Source organism: Enterobacter sp. CPE_E863, assembly GCF_046521465.1.
Lineage (GTDB): Bacteria > Pseudomonadota > Gammaproteobacteria > Enterobacterales > Enterobacteriaceae > Enterobacter > Enterobacter adelaidei.
The window spans coordinates 784,494-799,206 of sequence record NZ_JBKFZX010000001.1; the positions used below are offsets into that span (position 1 = coordinate 784,494).

General features: G+C 51.6%; 14 protein-coding genes and 1 pseudogene. 6 read left to right on the forward strand and 9 right to left on the reverse strand.

The window, feature by feature from the left end:
- Positions 1 to 31 precede the first annotated feature (31 nt).
- Entirely contained in the window at positions 32 to 2,422 is a 2,391-nt protein-coding gene (locus ACLHV8_RS03670) for a glucose/quinate/shikimate family membrane-bound PQQ-dependent dehydrogenase (protein ID WP_108089580.1), read from the reverse strand.
- Between the two features lie 206 nt (positions 2,423 to 2,628).
- Here ACLHV8_RS03670 and hpt point away from each other — a divergent pair, with 206 nt between their 5' ends.
- The gene (gene hpt, locus ACLHV8_RS03675) at positions 2,629 to 3,165 is read left to right on the forward strand and encodes a hypoxanthine phosphoribosyltransferase (protein ID WP_008501948.1); all 537 of its coding nucleotides are present in this window, start codon (positions 2,629 to 2,631) and stop codon (positions 3,163 to 3,165) included.
- A 61-nt stretch (positions 3,166 to 3,226) separates the two neighbouring features.
- Here the strand turns inward: hpt and can are convergent, their stop codons facing one another.
- A complete protein-coding gene (gene can, locus ACLHV8_RS03680) occupies positions 3,227 to 3,889 on the reverse strand; it encodes a carbonate dehydratase (protein ID WP_013095615.1) in 663 nt (220 codons plus the stop codon).
- Between the two features lie 107 nt (positions 3,890 to 3,996).
- On the opposite strand from can, the gene ACLHV8_RS03685 reads away from it, so the two are divergent.
- The 4 genes from ACLHV8_RS03685 to ACLHV8_RS03700 all read left to right on the forward strand — a co-directional run bounded on the left by ACLHV8_RS03685 (position 3,997) and on the right by ACLHV8_RS03700 (position 7,547).
- Entirely contained in the window at positions 3,997 to 4,923 is a 927-nt protein-coding gene (locus ACLHV8_RS03685) for an ABC transporter ATP-binding protein (RefSeq protein ID WP_028016717.1), read from the forward strand.
- Positions 4,920 to 5,690, forward strand: coding sequence for an ABC transporter permease (locus ACLHV8_RS03690; protein WP_028016718.1), 771 nt, complete (start codon positions 4,920 to 4,922; stop codon positions 5,688 to 5,690). The genes ACLHV8_RS03685 and ACLHV8_RS03690 overlap by 4 nt, the downstream gene beginning before the upstream one ends.
- A gap of 104 nt (positions 5,691 to 5,794) precedes the next feature.
- Entirely contained in the window at positions 5,795 to 6,235 is a 441-nt protein-coding gene (locus ACLHV8_RS03695) for a PTS sugar transporter subunit IIA (RefSeq protein ID WP_028016719.1), read from the forward strand.
- Between the two features lie 64 nt (positions 6,236 to 6,299).
- A complete protein-coding gene (locus tag ACLHV8_RS03700) occupies positions 6,300 to 7,547 on the forward strand; it encodes a polysaccharide deacetylase family protein (RefSeq protein WP_049005290.1) in 1,248 nt (415 codons plus the stop codon).
- Here ACLHV8_RS03700 and ACLHV8_RS03705 read toward each other — a convergent pair whose 3' ends face one another.
- From ACLHV8_RS03705 to ACLHV8_RS03725, 5 genes and pseudogenes are all read right to left on the reverse strand, one after another.
- Positions 7,548 to 8,615, reverse strand: coding sequence for a fimbrial protein (locus tag ACLHV8_RS03705; protein WP_160311040.1), 1,068 nt, complete (start codon positions 8,613 to 8,615; stop codon positions 7,548 to 7,550).
- A gap of 73 nt (positions 8,616 to 8,688) precedes the next feature.
- The gene (locus ACLHV8_RS03710; RefSeq protein WP_065422653.1) at positions 8,689 to 9,306 is read right to left on the reverse strand and encodes a fimbrial-like protein; all 618 of its coding nucleotides are present in this window, start codon (positions 9,304 to 9,306) and stop codon (positions 8,689 to 8,691) included.
- A gap of 28 nt (positions 9,307 to 9,334) precedes the next feature.
- Complete coding sequence (locus ACLHV8_RS03715) at positions 9,335 to 9,886, reverse strand: fimbrial protein (protein WP_049005291.1); 552 nt, start codon at positions 9,884 to 9,886, stop codon at positions 9,335 to 9,337.
- A gap of 25 nt (positions 9,887 to 9,911) precedes the next feature.
- Positions 9,912 to 10,493: a fimbrial protein gene (locus ACLHV8_RS03720; protein WP_053089352.1), complete on the reverse strand. Its 582-nt coding sequence runs from the start codon at positions 10,491 to 10,493 to the stop codon at positions 9,912 to 9,914.
- 27 nt (positions 10,494 to 10,520) lie between these two features.
- Positions 10,521 to 12,410 (reverse strand): annotated as a pseudogene (locus ACLHV8_RS03725) (outer membrane usher protein); the annotation flags it as partial.
- A gap of 56 nt (positions 12,411 to 12,466) precedes the next feature.
- Here ACLHV8_RS03725 and ACLHV8_RS03730 point away from each other — a divergent pair.
- A protein-coding gene (locus tag ACLHV8_RS03730) for an IS1 family transposase (protein WP_174491968.1) occupies positions 12,467 to 13,163 on the forward strand; the annotation gives its coding sequence in 2 pieces (ribosomal slippage) (positions 12,467 to 12,720 and positions 12,719 to 13,163; 699 coding nt in all).
- A 10-nt stretch (positions 13,164 to 13,173) separates the two neighbouring features.
- Here the strand turns inward: ACLHV8_RS03730 and ACLHV8_RS03735 are convergent.
- Both ACLHV8_RS03735 and ACLHV8_RS03740 read right to left on the reverse strand, forming a co-directional pair.
- Positions 13,174 to 13,884: a FimD/PapC N-terminal domain-containing protein gene (locus ACLHV8_RS03735; RefSeq protein ID WP_244250138.1), complete on the reverse strand. Its 711-nt coding sequence runs from the start codon at positions 13,882 to 13,884 to the stop codon at positions 13,174 to 13,176.
- 62 nt (positions 13,885 to 13,946) lie between these two features.
- Positions 13,947 to 14,690 (reverse strand): fimbrial chaperone, encoded by a 744-nt coding sequence (locus tag ACLHV8_RS03740; protein ID WP_075204718.1) that lies wholly within the window; start codon positions 14,688 to 14,690, stop codon positions 13,947 to 13,949.
- Positions 14,691 to 14,713 lie beyond the last annotated feature (23 nt).

The following is a 14,713-nucleotide window of genomic DNA, read 5'->3' on the forward strand; positions in this document are numbered from 1 at the left end:
CGGTAAGCGTAGCGCCACCGGGCCTTTTTAGTTACTTACTTTCATCAGGCAGTGCATACGCGACAATATAGTCGCCCATCTTCGTGCCAAACGAACCGTGACCACCCGCAGAGATGACAACGTACTGCTTGCCATTCACTTCATAGGTCATCGGCGTTGCCTGTCCACCGGCTGGCAGACGGCCTTGCCACAGTTTCTCACCGTTGGTCATGTTGTACGCGCGCAGGTAGTTATCTGCGGTTGCCGCGATGAACAGCACGTTACCGGCGGTGGAGATTGGGCCACCCAGCATTGGCATACCCATATTGAACGGCACCGGAACCGGCATTGGGAACGGCATGCTGTCCTGTGGCGTACCAATACGTTTTTTCCACACAATCTGGTTAGTTTTCAGGTCCAGACCGGAGATATAACCCCAGGCAGGCTGTTTACACGGCAGACCAAACGGAGACAGGAACGGGTTCAGCGTCACGCCAAACGGCACGCCATACTGCGGCTGAATGCCGGATTCGGTTCCTGTGCCTTTCGCGTCTTTCGGTGGCTCCATTGGGTTACCTGGGCCACGTGGGATCAGACGGGAAACGAACGGCAGCGCCATCGGGTTGGCAATGGCCACCTGACGGTTCGGGTCAACGGAGATCCCGCCCCATTCGAACATTCCCAGGTTACCCGGGAAGACCAGCGTGCCCTGCTCAGAAGGTGGGGTGAAGATACCTTCGTAGCGCAACTGGTGGAACATCACGCGGCACACCAGCTGGTCAAACATGGTGGCACCCCACATGTCTGCACCGCTCAGATCTTTCTTCGGACGGAAGCTCAGGTCAGAGAATGGCTGCGTCTTGCTGACGTAATCGCCTTTTGCCGCACCCTGCGGCACTGGTTTTTCTGGCGCAGGCACAACCAGTTTACCGTTGCTGCGATCCAGTACGAAGATGTTGCCGGTTTTCGCCGGAGCGTAAATCACCGGAACGGTTTTGCCGTTAACGGTAATGTCCGCCAGTGTCGGCTGGGATGGCATGTCCATATCCCACAGATCGTGGTGAACGGTCTGGTAGCTCCAGGCCAGCTTGCCGGTGGTCGCATTCAGCGCCACGATAGCGCTCGCGTAGCGTTCCTGCTCCGGCGTGCGGTTACCACCCCAGATATCGGGTGTGGTTACACCCATTGGCAGGTAGACCAGGTCCAGCTTCGCGTCATACGCCGCTGGCGCCCAGGAGTTTGGCGAGTTAAAGGTAAAGGTGTGTTCATCTGACGGGATCGCATTGGGATCTTTCGCGCCCGGGTCGAAGGCCCACAGCAGTTTACCGGTGTTCACGTCGAAACCACGGATGACGCCGGAGGTTTCACGCGTGGAGAAGTTATCCGTTACCGAACCAGCAATCACGATGGTTTTATCGGTGATGATCGGCGGAGAGGTTGGCTCATACAGACCCGGCGTGGTATCCGGCATATTGGTCTGCAGATTAAGGATACCTTTGTTGGCAAAGGTTTCGCACAGCTTGCCCGTTTCGGCGTTGATGGCGAACAGGCGGCCATCGTTCACCGGTAGCATAATGCGGCGAGGACAGTCGGCAATGACTTCCGGGCTGGCATTATCGGCACGCGCTTCGTGGTAAGAGACGCCACGGCAGGTGACATGCTGGAACGACGGGTTGGAATTGAGCTGTGGGTCGAAGTGCCATTTCTCTTTACCCGTGGCCGCATCAAGCGCGAACAGACGCTGGTGCGCCGTACACAGATAAAGCATATCGCCCACTTTAATTGGCGTCACTTCGTTGGTCAGTTCGCCCGGATCGTTTGGCATCTTCAGATCGCCAGTACGGAATACCCAGGCTTCTTTCAGGTTTTTAACGTTATCCGCGTTGATCTGCTTCAGCGGGGAGTAGCGTTGACCTTCCTGATTACGACCATACGCAGGCCAGTCACCGTCCGCCACCTGCGAGATAGCCGCAGCAGGCGTGGATTCCGCGTTTAGCGTACCGTTGATCTCCTGCGGGTCGTTAAAACCGGCCCAGGTCAGGATGCCACCGCTGATTAACAGGGCTACCACCAGCGCTGCAACGGCACCACTGGAAGGCACAATCAGGCGACGCCACACGAAGGGCAGGATCAGCCAGATACCAAAGAACACGAGGATGTCGCTACGTGGCGTCAGTGCCCAGAAGTCGAACCCGACTTCCCAGACGCCCCAGATCATGGTGGCGAGGAGTAATGCAGCATACAGCCACAGCGCGGATTGTTTTCTACGCAATAGCAGGATGGTTACACCAACCATAACCAAACCTGCAATTGGGTAGTACCAGGAGCCGCCAAGCGCGACCAGCCAGACGCCACCGATTAACAAATACAGCGCGCAGAAAGCTGCGAAGGCCGCTGTTAATGTCACCAGTAGACGCGGCTGTTGAGATTTTGTTTCAGCCATAGAAAAGTACTCGTCAGTTTTGTTAATTATTTGCTAGCAATTAATTATAGGCATTAACAAATGTGATCGGAATCACAATATTTGCTTTTTACAACTCATACGCCAGGGTTATCCATTTGCTGATATAATGGCTGGCTTGCGTATCGATGCCGGAGATTAATTCATCCGCATTGAGAGATTTTCATTAAAATCATATGGTTAGTAATATGAAACATACTGTTGAAGTGATGATCCCGGAAGCCGAGATCAAAGCGCGTATCGCCGAACTGGGTCGTCAAATCACCGAACATTACAAGGACAGCGGCAGCGAAATGGTGCTGGTCGGTCTGTTGCGTGGCTCTTTCATGTTCATGGCAGACCTGTGCCGTGAAGTGCATGTGCCACATGAGGTCGATTTTATGACCGCCTCCAGCTACGGCAGCGGCATGTCCACAACCCGTGATGTGAAAATCCTGAAAGACCTGGATGAAGATATTCGTGGCAAAGATGTGTTGATCGTTGAGGACATCATCGACTCCGGCAACACGCTGTCTAAAGTGCGCGAGATCCTGAGCCTGCGTGAACCAAAATCTCTGGCGATTTGTACGCTACTGGATAAACCTGACCGCCGTGAAGTGCAGGTGCCGGTAGAGTTCGTGGGTTTCTCGATTCCTGACGAATTCGTCGTCGGTTACGGCATTGACTACGCGCAGCGTTACCGTCATCTGCCGTATGTGGGGAAGGTGGTATTGCTGGACGAGTAACTGCGGGCTGATGCCCTCACCCCGGCCCTCTCCCATGGGGAGAGGGAGACAATCCCCGGCTTTATTTATGGTTCACATGCTTAAGCTTGAGGTTGGCAATTCCCGAACGGTAACGCTGTTCCAGCGTTTCGCGGTTTGTTGCAGTCACTTCCAGATTGCGCAGCAGGCCGTCATGGATACCATACGCCCAGCCGTGGATAGAGACCTTCTGCCCGCGTTTCCACGCCGATTGCATAATCGTTGAGTGGCCCAGGTTATAGACCTGCTCCATCACGTTCAGTTCGCAAAGGGTATCCATGCGACGCTCCTGCGGCATTTCGCCGAGCAGTGAGCTATGTTTGAACCAGATATCGCGGATGTGCAGCAGCCAGTTATCAATGAGCCCCAGCTCCGGGTTCTCGACCGCCGCCTGTACGCCGCCGCAGCCATAGTGGCCGCAAATAATGATGTGCTCGACTTCCAGAACGTCAACGGCATACTGAACCACAGAAAGACAGTTGAGGTCGGTATGGATCACCAGGTTGGCGACATTACGGTGAACAAACAGTTCGCCGGGCTCGAGGCCGGTCAGGCGTTCGGCCGGGACGCGGCTGTCGGAACACCCAATCCACAGAAAGCGTGGATTCTGGGCTTGCGCCAGTTTTCCAAAAAATCCTGGGTCTTCCTCCACCAGCATTTTTGACCATAGTGCATTGTTGCTGATGAGTGTATCTATGTTGTTCATGGAGGTTAGCGACCTGTAACCGAGTTATTGCGTTGCGCTACTATAGGGTAACCCGACTTTTAATGAAACCACACAACGTGTGTAAGAACTGAAGGTAAGTTAAATTCATGGCTATTGCACTGGAGCTTGAGCAGCTTAAAAAAACCTATCCAGGTGGCGTTCAGGCGCTACGCGGGATAGATCTAAAAGTAGAGGCCGGTGATTTTTACGCGCTTCTGGGACCGAACGGCGCGGGGAAATCCACCACGATCGGTATTATCAGCTCGCTGGTTAATAAAACGTCCGGTCGGGTCAGCGTCTTTGGTTATGACCTGCAAAAAGACGTGGTGAACGCCAAGCGCCAACTGGGGCTGGTTCCGCAGGAGTTCAACTTTAACCCCTTTGAAACCGTACAACAGATTGTAGTGAACCAGGCAGGTTACTACGGCGTTGAGCGCAAAGAGGCGCTTGAGCGCAGCGAAAAGTATCTAAAACAGCTCGATTTGTGGGAAAAGCGTAACGAACGTGCGCGGATGTTATCCGGTGGGATGAAGCGCCGTTTGATGATTGCGCGTGCGCTGATGCATGAACCAAAACTGTTGATCCTCGATGAGCCCACCGCTGGTGTGGACATCGAACTTCGTCGTTCCATGTGGGGCTTCCTGAAAGATCTTAACGACAAAGGCACCACCATTATTCTGACAACCCATTACCTCGAAGAAGCCGAAATGCTCTGCCGCAACATCGGTATCATTCAGAATGGCGAGCTGGTGGAAAACACCTCGATGAAAGACCTGCTCTCCAAGCTGAAATCAGAAACCTTTATCCTCGACCTGGCGGCGAAAAGCCCGCTGCCAAAACTGGAAGGGTATCAGTATCGTCTGGTGGATACCTCGACGCTGGAAGTGGAAGTGTTGCGTGAGCAGGGGATTAACAGCGTGTTCTCTCAGCTAAGCGCACAGGGTGTTCAGGTCTTAAGTATGCGTAACAAAGCGAACCGACTGGAAGAGCTGTTTGTCTCTCTGGTGCAGGATAAACAAGGAGACAAGGCATGACGCATCTTTACTGGGTCGCGCTGAAAAGTATCTGGGCGAAAGAGATTAACCGCTTTATGCGCATCTGGGTGCAAACCCTGGTGCCGCCGGTGATCACCATGACGCTCTATTTCATCATCTTCGGCAACCTGATTGGCTCCCGTATTGGTGAGATGCACGGTTTTACCTATATGCAGTTTATCGTGCCGGGTCTGATCATGATGGCGGTGATCACTAACGCCTATGCCAACGTGGCGTCGTCATTCTTTAGCGCCAAGTTCCAGCGTAATATTGAAGAGCTGCTGGTCGCGCCTGTGCCAACGCACGTCATTATCGCCGGTTATGTCGGTGGCGGCGTGGCGCGTGGCCTCTGCGTGGGGATTCTGGTCACGGCGATCTCGCTGTTCTTTGTGCCGTTCCAGGTCCACTCGTGGCTGTTTGTCGCGCTGACGCTGCTCCTGACGGCGATCCTGTTCTCGCTGGCTGGTCTGCTGAACGCCGTGTTCGCCAAAACGTTTGACGATATTAGCCTGATCCCGACGTTCGTGCTGACGCCACTGACTTATCTGGGTGGGGTATTCTACTCCCTCACGCTGCTGCCTCCGTTCTGGCAGGCACTGTCGCACCTGAACCCGATTGTGTACATGATCAGCGGCTTCCGCTTTGGCTTCCTTGGCATTACCGATGTGCCGCTGTTTACCACGGTGGCGGTGCTGGTGGTGTTTATCCTCTTCTTCTATCTGCTGTGCTGGTATTTGATCCAGCGCGGGCGCGGTCTTCGCAGCTAACCGTCTGCCCGGCGACATTCTGTTTGCCGGGCACTTTCTTTGACAGTTATCACCCAAAGCGAACCTTCACTCCGCTAAACTACTTGCCTGCTAAGGAGAGAGTTATGTTGGGATGGGTGATTACCTGCCACGATGAACGGGCGCAGGACATGCTGGATAAGCTTGAAGCCAAATTTGGCCCGCTGGCGCAATGCCGGGCGGTAAATTACTGGCGTGGATTGAGCACCAACATGCTCAGCCGCATGATGTGCGATGCCCTGCATGAAACCGACACCGGTGATGGCGTGATTTTTTTGACCGATAAATCGGGCGCGGCGCCTTACCGCGCAGCCGCATTGCTGAGCCATAAGCATGATTGCTGTGAGGTGATCTCGGGCATCAGCCTTCCATTACTGAAAATGATGTATCCGCAGCGTGAAACGTTAACCAGTGCCGGATTCCGTGACGCTATTGTTGTGCAGGGCGCACCGGAAGTCAGCAGCTTGTGGCATCAGCAGCAAAAAAATCCTCCTTTCGTCCTGCTTCATGACCTGTATAAGAATTAAACGTTGGTATTGATGTCGCTTTTGCTACAATGGCATAAGTATTTCCGCTTCGAATAAGACCCTCATGTTCACGCGTATTGTTTTCCTGTTATTGATGTTCGTGTCTGGCATTTCTTCTGCCAGTTTACTCAGTCAGCAAAGCCTGCCTGCTCAATATATGCAAACCACCGAAGATGCGGCGATCTGGGCGCAGGTGGGGAACAGCGTCATTAATGTTGGCAATGTGCGCGCGGGGCAAATCCTGGCCGTCGTACCTGCGGCGGCGGATTACTACGAATTTCGCTTCGGTTTTGGCACGGGTTTTATCGACAAGGGGCACCTTGAGCCGGTTCAGGGGAAACAGCGCGTTGAGGACAGCCTTGGCGATCTGAATAAACCGCTGAGCAATCAGAACCTCATTACCTGGAAAGACACGCCGATCTATAACGCGCCCTCCAGTGGTAGCGCGCCGTTCGGGACGTTAAGCGCCAATCTTCGCTACCCTATACTGAACAAGCTTAAGGACCGTCTGAACCAGACCTGGTTCCAGATCCGCATCGGCAACCGTCTGGCATGGGTCAGCAGCCTGGATGCACAGGAAGACAACGGTATTCCGGTTATTACTTACCACCATATTTTGCGTGATGAAGAGAACACCCGTTTTCGTCATACCTCCACAACCACCAGCGTGCGTGCCTTTAACAACCAGATGACCTGGCTTCGCGACCAGGGCTACACCACCCTGACCATGTACCAGCTGGAAGGGTACGTACGAAATAAAATGAACCTACCCGCAAAGGCCGTGGTGATCACCTTCGATGACGGGCTGAAGTCCGTGAACCGCTATGCTTACCCGATCCTGAAAGAGTATGGATTTAAGGCGACTGCATTTATCATTTCGTCACGCATTAAGCGCCAGCCGCAGAAATGGGCGCCAAAATTCCTGCAGTTTATGAGCGTGTCGGAGCTGGATCAGATGCATGACGTGTTCGACTATCAGTCTCACACGCATTTTCTGCACCGCGTTGACGTCAACCATCAGCCCATTTTACTGAGCCGCAGCTACCACAATATTTTGTTTGATTTTAAGCGCTCACGACGCGACCTGGCGCAGTTTAACCCGCACGTGCTTTACCTCTCATATCCGTTTGGTGGCTACGACGAGAAGGCGATAAAAGCGGCGAACGATGCAGGGTTCCACCTGGCAGTGACGACGGTAAGGGGAAAGGTGAAACCGGGAGATAATCCGTTCTTACTGAAACGCCTGTACATCTTAAGAACCGATTCGCTGGAGACGATGTCGCGGCTGATCAGTAATCAGCCGCAGGGGTGATTATTCGTACGTCAGGGTGAACGTGCCCACAGCACTGAACGCACCGGATTTAATGGTATTTCCGTCTGCTTCTAGTCTGGCGATAAAATTAAAATTCCTTACCGCAGGTAAGTTAGCGTCTGTCTGTACAAAAGCTGAATTCGAATCGTTAGGAATAAGCTGTTGGTTATTCGCGTCGATAATTTTCACTCCAGCCCCTGCCGCAGCGTTACTGGACAATGTATTGGCAAGCAGCTTTTTTGCACCGCCAGTGATCTTTGATGTCGACAGTTTCGTCGTGAATTTCGCCACGCTGGTGCAGTTACTGACCTGCACGGCAAACGGGACATCGCGTGTCTGGTTCTTTTGAATATCGGAAACAAAATAGTCACCCAGTTCTACGGTATTTCCCCCATCTGCCAAGGTGACAACATCACAAGTTGGCAGAACGAGCGGGATCTGAAAAGTATCTTCGGTAACTTTAAAATACCATGGGCGGTTATTAGAGTCGTTTGGATCCCCGAGCCCCATTAGCCCTAATGTTCCGGCAACGGGTTTGATGACGCTAACTTTATTCGGGTTGCCGTTGTAAGCAGATGTTTGCCACAGTTGAATTTTGGCATTAACCCATTTGCCATCCCAGTTGCTGGGGACGTTATTCACATAGAGCTCTTTATAGGCCGTTGTATTGGTGCCAAAAACGTGGCCAATGCCATCCACTGTTTCGATATTCACCGTGTAGACAATGCCCGGGATATTGGTTTGAAACGTTCCGTCCTGATACAGAGAACCAGCATAGACGGAAGGATCGGTCATCCCCCATTCACTGGTGCCGTCGTTACCTAAACTACAGCCAATCTGGATACCTGGCGAAATATCTGTAGTAAATTGCATTAAAAATGTCCCTCCCGTGCTTGGGCGTGGGGCCGCGCGAGCTGGGCCACTGGTAGGGCCATTTACTAATGTTGTTGTCCCACCATAGCCATTTCCAAAACGGCATTCGGTCGCTCCCCAGGCTGAGGTGGCAGAAAACAGCACGCCGAAAAGCGACATCGTGATTATTGATTTTTTATTTAAACATCCTGTCATGGTCATAAACCTGAATATTCTCTTCCTGTGATGGGCAATACCAGAACTCTGCGGTTTAACGCTGGTCCGGGGATTATTCGTAAATCACACTCACCAGTACATTGCTGGTGACGCGTCCTGACGTCACCTGACCAATATTCTGGTAACGAGCATAAAAGGCGTAATCGGTTAAGTACGCGAAACTATTTTGCTTTGAGGTAACGTCAAAGATGACATCAGAACTGCCATCCTGACTTAAAACATTCTGATGGAATGCGTCTGAAAAGATGACAATACCGACATTTTTCGCGCCATCACTCTCTTGCTCTTTATCATTAGCAAATACCTGTTTATTCCCCTGAGCCAGAGAACCTGATTGCGGTGAAAAATTGAAATGCAATTTGCTTGCTGCACCACTGGCAATATCATCACAATCTGTCACTTGCACAGTGAAGCGCGTTCCACCCGCATCCTGGGTTGCATTGTATTTATTACTGCCATCGGTATTGAAAAACCAGCTGCGGGGAACCACCGGCAACTGAACCTGGCCGCCGTCAGACACGTTAATTTTGCAGGTATTGGCGACAATATTGGCTCTGATATTAACGTCCATCCATGCCCCATCCGCATGGGATGAGGCAGGGATCAGCAAACCTGAAATAACGGCCAGCAGCAGCCTGTATTTTTTTATAAATAACGGTGTATTTCGCATCGTCAAGCTACCGCCTGTTCTTTATGACTTATTGATAGGTGACCAGAAACGTGACAGGCGAAGTAACCGACCCTGTAGTGACATCGGCAACGGTCTTACCGTCAGCGACCACAATGCGCGAACTCAAATTATAGGTCGCGGTGCCAGACGAAATAGTCACGGTTTCGGTTTGCGGTGATTTACAGCTCAACTGGGTACCCGTCGCTGAATCCCCATTCCACAGTTCAAATGCCGTATTGTTATTTGCGCCAAAGTTCAGGCTAGACGCGGAAGAACAACTGCCACCTGCGCCAGTGGTTGCTCTGATTGCTGCCGTTCTCACACCTGCACAACCGGTGAAGGCGATTTTGAACGCCTCTTCGCGGGTTTTATTGGCCAGGTCGGATTTGAAGACGTCACCAAAACTAATCTGCGATGTTGGCGAGCCAGAGGCATCCTGCACCTGAGCGCTACAGGTTCCCGCTTCAATGGTGGTGTTAAAGGTGGCTGAAACACTGCTCGTCCCGGTAATGGTTGCAGACGCGGCTGTGGATACGAATCCCAGAACAGAGAGGGCAAAGATCGTAGGTTTAAATTCCATTATAGGTTCTCCGTTTTCTGTCTGGTTATTCGTAATAGAAGTTAAAAGTGGCGACGGCGCTGAACTGACCTGTCGTTGCACTATCTGCCTGGGTTTCTACCAGTTTGGCGGTTAAAGGCACTTCTTTTGCGGTGATTTCACCCGGGGTCCAGACAATACGTTTGCTGTCATCTGTCGAGTTGATCTCAAAAGGCGTGGTCGGTGCCGAACTGCGTGCAATCGATACCCCAACATAACTGGCTCCGCCAGATGTCGCGGTAATGCCGTTGGCAATGGCCGTTTTCATTAGATTTGACACTGAGCCGCTTACAGTTGTTTTCAGTGAAGTGAGGCTGGATGGACACTCCGTCAGCACCAGTTTGAAATCAGTTGTTGCTGTACCTGCCGCAATCGTATCAATACGGGTTTTTCCGCTGGTTCCGAGCGTAATCGTGTTGTTTTTGCCGTTACCGGTTCCGCCACTGATGGCCATATCACAGGTCGTTTCCCGGATATTGGCCGTGAAGGTTACGTCGAGATTATCCGCAGCCTGGGCATAGCCACAGGTAACAGACAAGAGCGTTGCTGCATAAATGCAGCGAACGAAATGATTCAAAGTGAACGTCATGAGTGAAAACTCCCTGTTATAGATGAATTACATCCGGCAAAGTTGATGAGTTAAAAGCGTGGTCAGACCCGCTTTCTGTGCATTGGGTTGAATCTGATAATGCACATTACAGGCACTTTGCTGCCCGTTTCCCCAGACAACCCTGAGCGTGCCTTTGTCTTCGATACCGCGAACATAGGCTTGTCCTGCCTGGCCCACGCTGCCGACAATCTCTCCTTTCTCGCTCAGCACGTCGGCGCCGAGAGGGATGAAGCCGTTATCAGAACGCTGGAGTTCAAGTACTGCCGAACGACCTTCGTCGGTTTCGAAATTCACCAGCACCACGGCACCGCTACGCGGTACGGCAACCGTACTGGTATTTTTCACTTCAACGTCGGCACTCATGGTGCTGGTATCGAGACCGATACGGTTTTCACGGTAGGCGGAAAGATAAGGCATGATGGCGTAACCTGAATTACCGATCTCACCGTCGCCGTTGCTCAGACGTGCTCCTTTTGCGCCACTGGCTTTAATCAGTGCCAGCGAATCGGTATCACTGATACTGCCTGGCGCCAGAGTGATCCCACCGGAATGCAACAACATGCCGCCGCTGTAGCTGGCAGAATATTGTTGCTGGTTGTCATCGCTCGCTGAGGCAGAAAGGCTTAGCGAACCATAAGGGCTGTTATAACTGCCGTAGCCGCTGATCTGATTGAGCGTACTCTCATCCGTGCGGCTATTGCTGCTCGTCACGCTGTAGTTGAAGCGGTTGTCCTCGGTATTGCCGTTTGCGGTGGTATTGAGACTCGTACTGCCTTTGAAATCAGAGTTCAGACCCACGTTAACGCTGTTGAAACCGGCAGGGCGTTTACCCGTACCAAACAGCGCATCGAACGGCAGGCTGACGTTGAGGTAAACGCTGTCTTCCTGTTCACCAAATTCATCATAAGTACGCTGCAAGGAGACGCTGTAACTGCCATAGGTAAAGGCGTTGCTATAACCCACGGTATAGTTAGAGCTTGAACGGCTGCCATCCCAGTAATCCTGCCAGCTACCGTTGATGTACATCGAACCATAATCCACTTTGCCAGTGCGTAGCGGCTGGCTGATGTTGACCTGAATTTGGTTTTTCATACGCTGGAAGGTGCTATACACATCCTCGCTATTACTGCCGGGTTTCAGTTGCTGATCGCGATACTTCACGCGATCGGCCAGTGAGGCCGCATCGTGCAAGCTGAGGTAGTCTTCCGTGGAGAAGCGGTAGGCTGCCACGTTTAATGACGTATCCGTTGCCGAGAGCATCTTACTGAAGGAGAGTCGATAACTCTGGCCTGTCAGCGTACGAAGCCCGTCGATATCTGCGCTGGAGTGGGTAACATCCAGTGCAAATGCACCGATCTCAGTGTTCATGGCAAGACCTGCGAGGCCCGCGTAAAAACCGGTGTCCATATATTGCAGGCCGGTATACCCGGTGAAGGTATTGTTCAGCCCGTAATAGAGGGTGGCATAAGCCACTTTTGGTGAGTCATGCAATGAATCGTCATGCAATTCGCCGGCACCAACATCCCAACGTGCGAAGCCCGGACGTAACATTTGAGTCACGGATGAATACGGGACCGAGAAAGATCGCTTGCTGCCATCGGCTTCCTCGATAGTCACCAGCAGGTCGTTGCCGTAGCCTGTGGTGCTGAGATCGGAAATCTCAAATGCACCCGGTGGCACGGTGGTTTCATAAATCTTGTTCCCGCTTTGCGTCACAGAGACACGGGCGTTGCTGTTTGCTACACCACGGATGACAGGCGCATAGTTAGATAGCCCGTTCGGCAGCATGCGATCATCGTTATAAAGACGTAAACCGCGCAGGCCGATCGAGTCGAATGCGTCACCGCGAGTATAAGAGTCGCCAATCAGCATTTGGGCTTTAAGCGGCGTGATATCTGGTAATGGTGCCAACTTACTGATTTAGTGTATGATGGTGTTTTTGAGGTGCTCCAGTGGCTTCTGTTTCTATCAGCTGTCCCTCCTGTTCAGCTACTGAAGGCGTGGTGCGTAACGGTAAAAGTACTGCCGGACATCAGCGCTATCTCTGCTCTCACTGCCGTAAAACATGGCAGCTACAGTTCACTTACACCGCTTCTCAACCCGGTACGCATCAGAAAATCATTGATATGGCCATGAATGGCGTCGGATGTCGCGCCAGTGCACGCATTATGGGCGTTGGCCTCAACACGATTTTACGACACTTAAAAACTCAGGCCGCAGTCGGTAAACTCACGCATACAACCGGGCAGTGACGTCATTGTTTGCGCGGAAATGGACGAACAGTGGGGTTACGTCGGCGCTAAATCACGCCAGCGCTGGTTGTTTTACGCGTATGACAGGATACGGAGGACGGTTGTGGCGCACGTATTCGGTGAACGCACGTTGGCCACGCTGGAGCGTCTTCTGGGCCTGCTGTCGGCCTTTGAGGTCGTGGTATGGATGACGGATGGCTGGCCGCTGTATGAATCACGCCTGAAGGGAGAACTGCACGTTATCAGCAAGCGATATACGCAGCGCATTGAGCGGCATAACCTGAATCTGAGGCAGCATCTGGCAAGGCTGGGCAGGAAGTCACTGTCGTTCTCAAAATCGGTGGAGCTGCATGACAAAGTCATCGGGCATTATCTGAACATAAAACACTATCAGTAAGTTGGAGTCATTACCTGATATCTCGCTGCAGATAAATATCCTGGTTTGAGTAATCACTGCCGTCTTTTTCATTCCAGTTCAGACTCCCGCGTGAGCGGAAACGCCACGGGCCTAAATTGGCACCGTAACGTAAGCCCGCATAGGCACTGTCACTGTTGCTGCCCGTACCTTCACTATGCCAGGCGTTGAGGTCGTAAGATGCCATCGCGACAGGAATACCTTCTTCCCAGAGTGAAGGATCGACATAACCCTGAGGAAGTTTAAGCACGTACAGCTGGGGAACGGTCAGATCCAGCTCTTGTGTTGATGTGTTAAAATTCGCCGTCGCACCAGGGAAGGCTTTCGCAATATCAATACACGCTGCCGCATCACCCGAATCATTTTTTTCGAGCGATTCAGTATTAATACCGACCTGCTTCAGTATTGTTAATGTCATGCACGGCGTTGCACGCGGCGTGCCGTTATCTTTAAACTCGACTTCGGCTGTTATTTTTTCTTTACCATTAACCGTTATTTTTGTCTGATATTTCCCTGGTAAAATAGGGTTGCCTTGTGAAAAACGACCTACGTCAATTTTATTGCCCGTATTAAATAAAAACTGGTCGTTAAACTCGATATCATCCGCTGCAGAACTGACAGTGGATTGAATATCATCCGCTATGGCATTCAGAGGTATTGCCGCACTAATAGAAAGGCACAGAAATGAACGTCGAAAAAACATTATTATCCCGATCCGTGAGTTGCCGATAACGTGCTCGGCATAGCCATGTACTATGATTATTATTAGTTGAGTGTTGCTTCGTGCTCTTGCATGCCACCAAAGTCATTAATGGATGCATAGTTAACTTTGCCGTTGCTAATGCCAGTCAGCCCTTTCACTTTCATTGTTTCGCTGGAGAACGGTTTCACAGAACTACTCTCCACTTCATATTTTTTGCCATTAACGGTCAGAGAAGCGGAGGCAATTGATACGTTGTATGCAGAATCATTCTTCGCAACCAGCACAACATCGTTAGCAACCTTTTTCTGCGACCAGATCAGGTGCTTTGCAGATTCATCGGGTGAACCTTTGAGTCCTGTTGGGCGGAAAAAGAGTTTGATACGCGTGCGGAAAGCCAGTTGCAGCATATTCTGATCGCCATTGTTTTTGGCTTTGGGTGGTACTTCCAGCACATTAAACCAGAACAGTGATTCACGGTCTTTGGGTAATGACTGGCCGAGTGAGGTAATGCGGATAGACTGGCCTTTTTGCGCGTCTACGCGAGTGACCGGCGGCGTAATGACGAACGGTAACTTAAGCTCCTGAGGGTCGGTCGTGTCACGGCCATCATCCAGCCATGACTGAACGAGTAAAGGGTGTGAGCCTCTGTTTTCCAGATTCACCACAACATCTTTTGCTTTTTCAGGATAAATAATACGGGTTCCGGAGATAACAATATCAGCGTGGGCATGACATGCCATTATGCTGGTCAGCACAAAAGAGAGTGCTTTCATTCCTTTGATCATTTTTGCATTAAGCTGTCGCATATCCACTCCAGGATAATTGAGAT

Excerpts from the sequence above, each read along its gene's own strand:
- ACLHV8_RS03670 (WP_108089580.1), bottom strand. The coding sequence starts at position 2,422 with ATGGCTGAAACAAAATCTCAACAGCCGCGTCTACTGGTGACATTAACA.
- hpt (WP_008501948.1), top strand. The coding sequence starts at position 2,629 with ATGAAACATACTGTTGAAGTGATGATCCCGGAAGCCGAGATCAAAGCG.
- can (WP_013095615.1), bottom strand. The coding sequence starts at position 3,889 with ATGAACAACATAGATACACTCATCAGCAACAATGCACTATGGTCAAAA.
- ACLHV8_RS03685 (WP_028016717.1), top strand. The coding sequence starts at position 3,997 with ATGGCTATTGCACTGGAGCTTGAGCAGCTTAAAAAAACCTATCCAGGT.
- ACLHV8_RS03690 (WP_028016718.1), top strand. The coding sequence starts at position 4,920 with ATGACGCATCTTTACTGGGTCGCGCTGAAAAGTATCTGGGCGAAAGAG.
- ACLHV8_RS03695 (WP_028016719.1), top strand. The coding sequence starts at position 5,795 with ATGTTGGGATGGGTGATTACCTGCCACGATGAACGGGCGCAGGACATG.
- ACLHV8_RS03700 (WP_049005290.1), top strand. The coding sequence starts at position 6,300 with ATGTTCACGCGTATTGTTTTCCTGTTATTGATGTTCGTGTCTGGCATT.
- ACLHV8_RS03705 (WP_160311040.1), bottom strand. The coding sequence starts at position 8,615 with ATGACAGGATGTTTAAATAAAAAATCAATAATCACGATGTCGCTTTTC.
- ACLHV8_RS03710 (WP_065422653.1), bottom strand. The coding sequence starts at position 9,306 with ATGCGAAATACACCGTTATTTATAAAAAAATACAGGCTGCTGCTGGCC.
- ACLHV8_RS03715 (WP_049005291.1), bottom strand. The coding sequence starts at position 9,886 with ATGGAATTTAAACCTACGATCTTTGCCCTCTCTGTTCTGGGATTCGTA.
- ACLHV8_RS03720 (WP_053089352.1), bottom strand. The coding sequence starts at position 10,493 with ATGACGTTCACTTTGAATCATTTCGTTCGCTGCATTTATGCAGCAACG.
- ACLHV8_RS03735 (WP_244250138.1), bottom strand. The coding sequence starts at position 13,884 with ATGTTTTTTCGACGTTCATTTCTGTGCCTTTCTATTAGTGCGGCAATA.
- ACLHV8_RS03740 (WP_075204718.1), bottom strand. The coding sequence starts at position 14,690 with ATGCGACAGCTTAATGCAAAAATGATCAAAGGAATGAAAGCACTCTCT.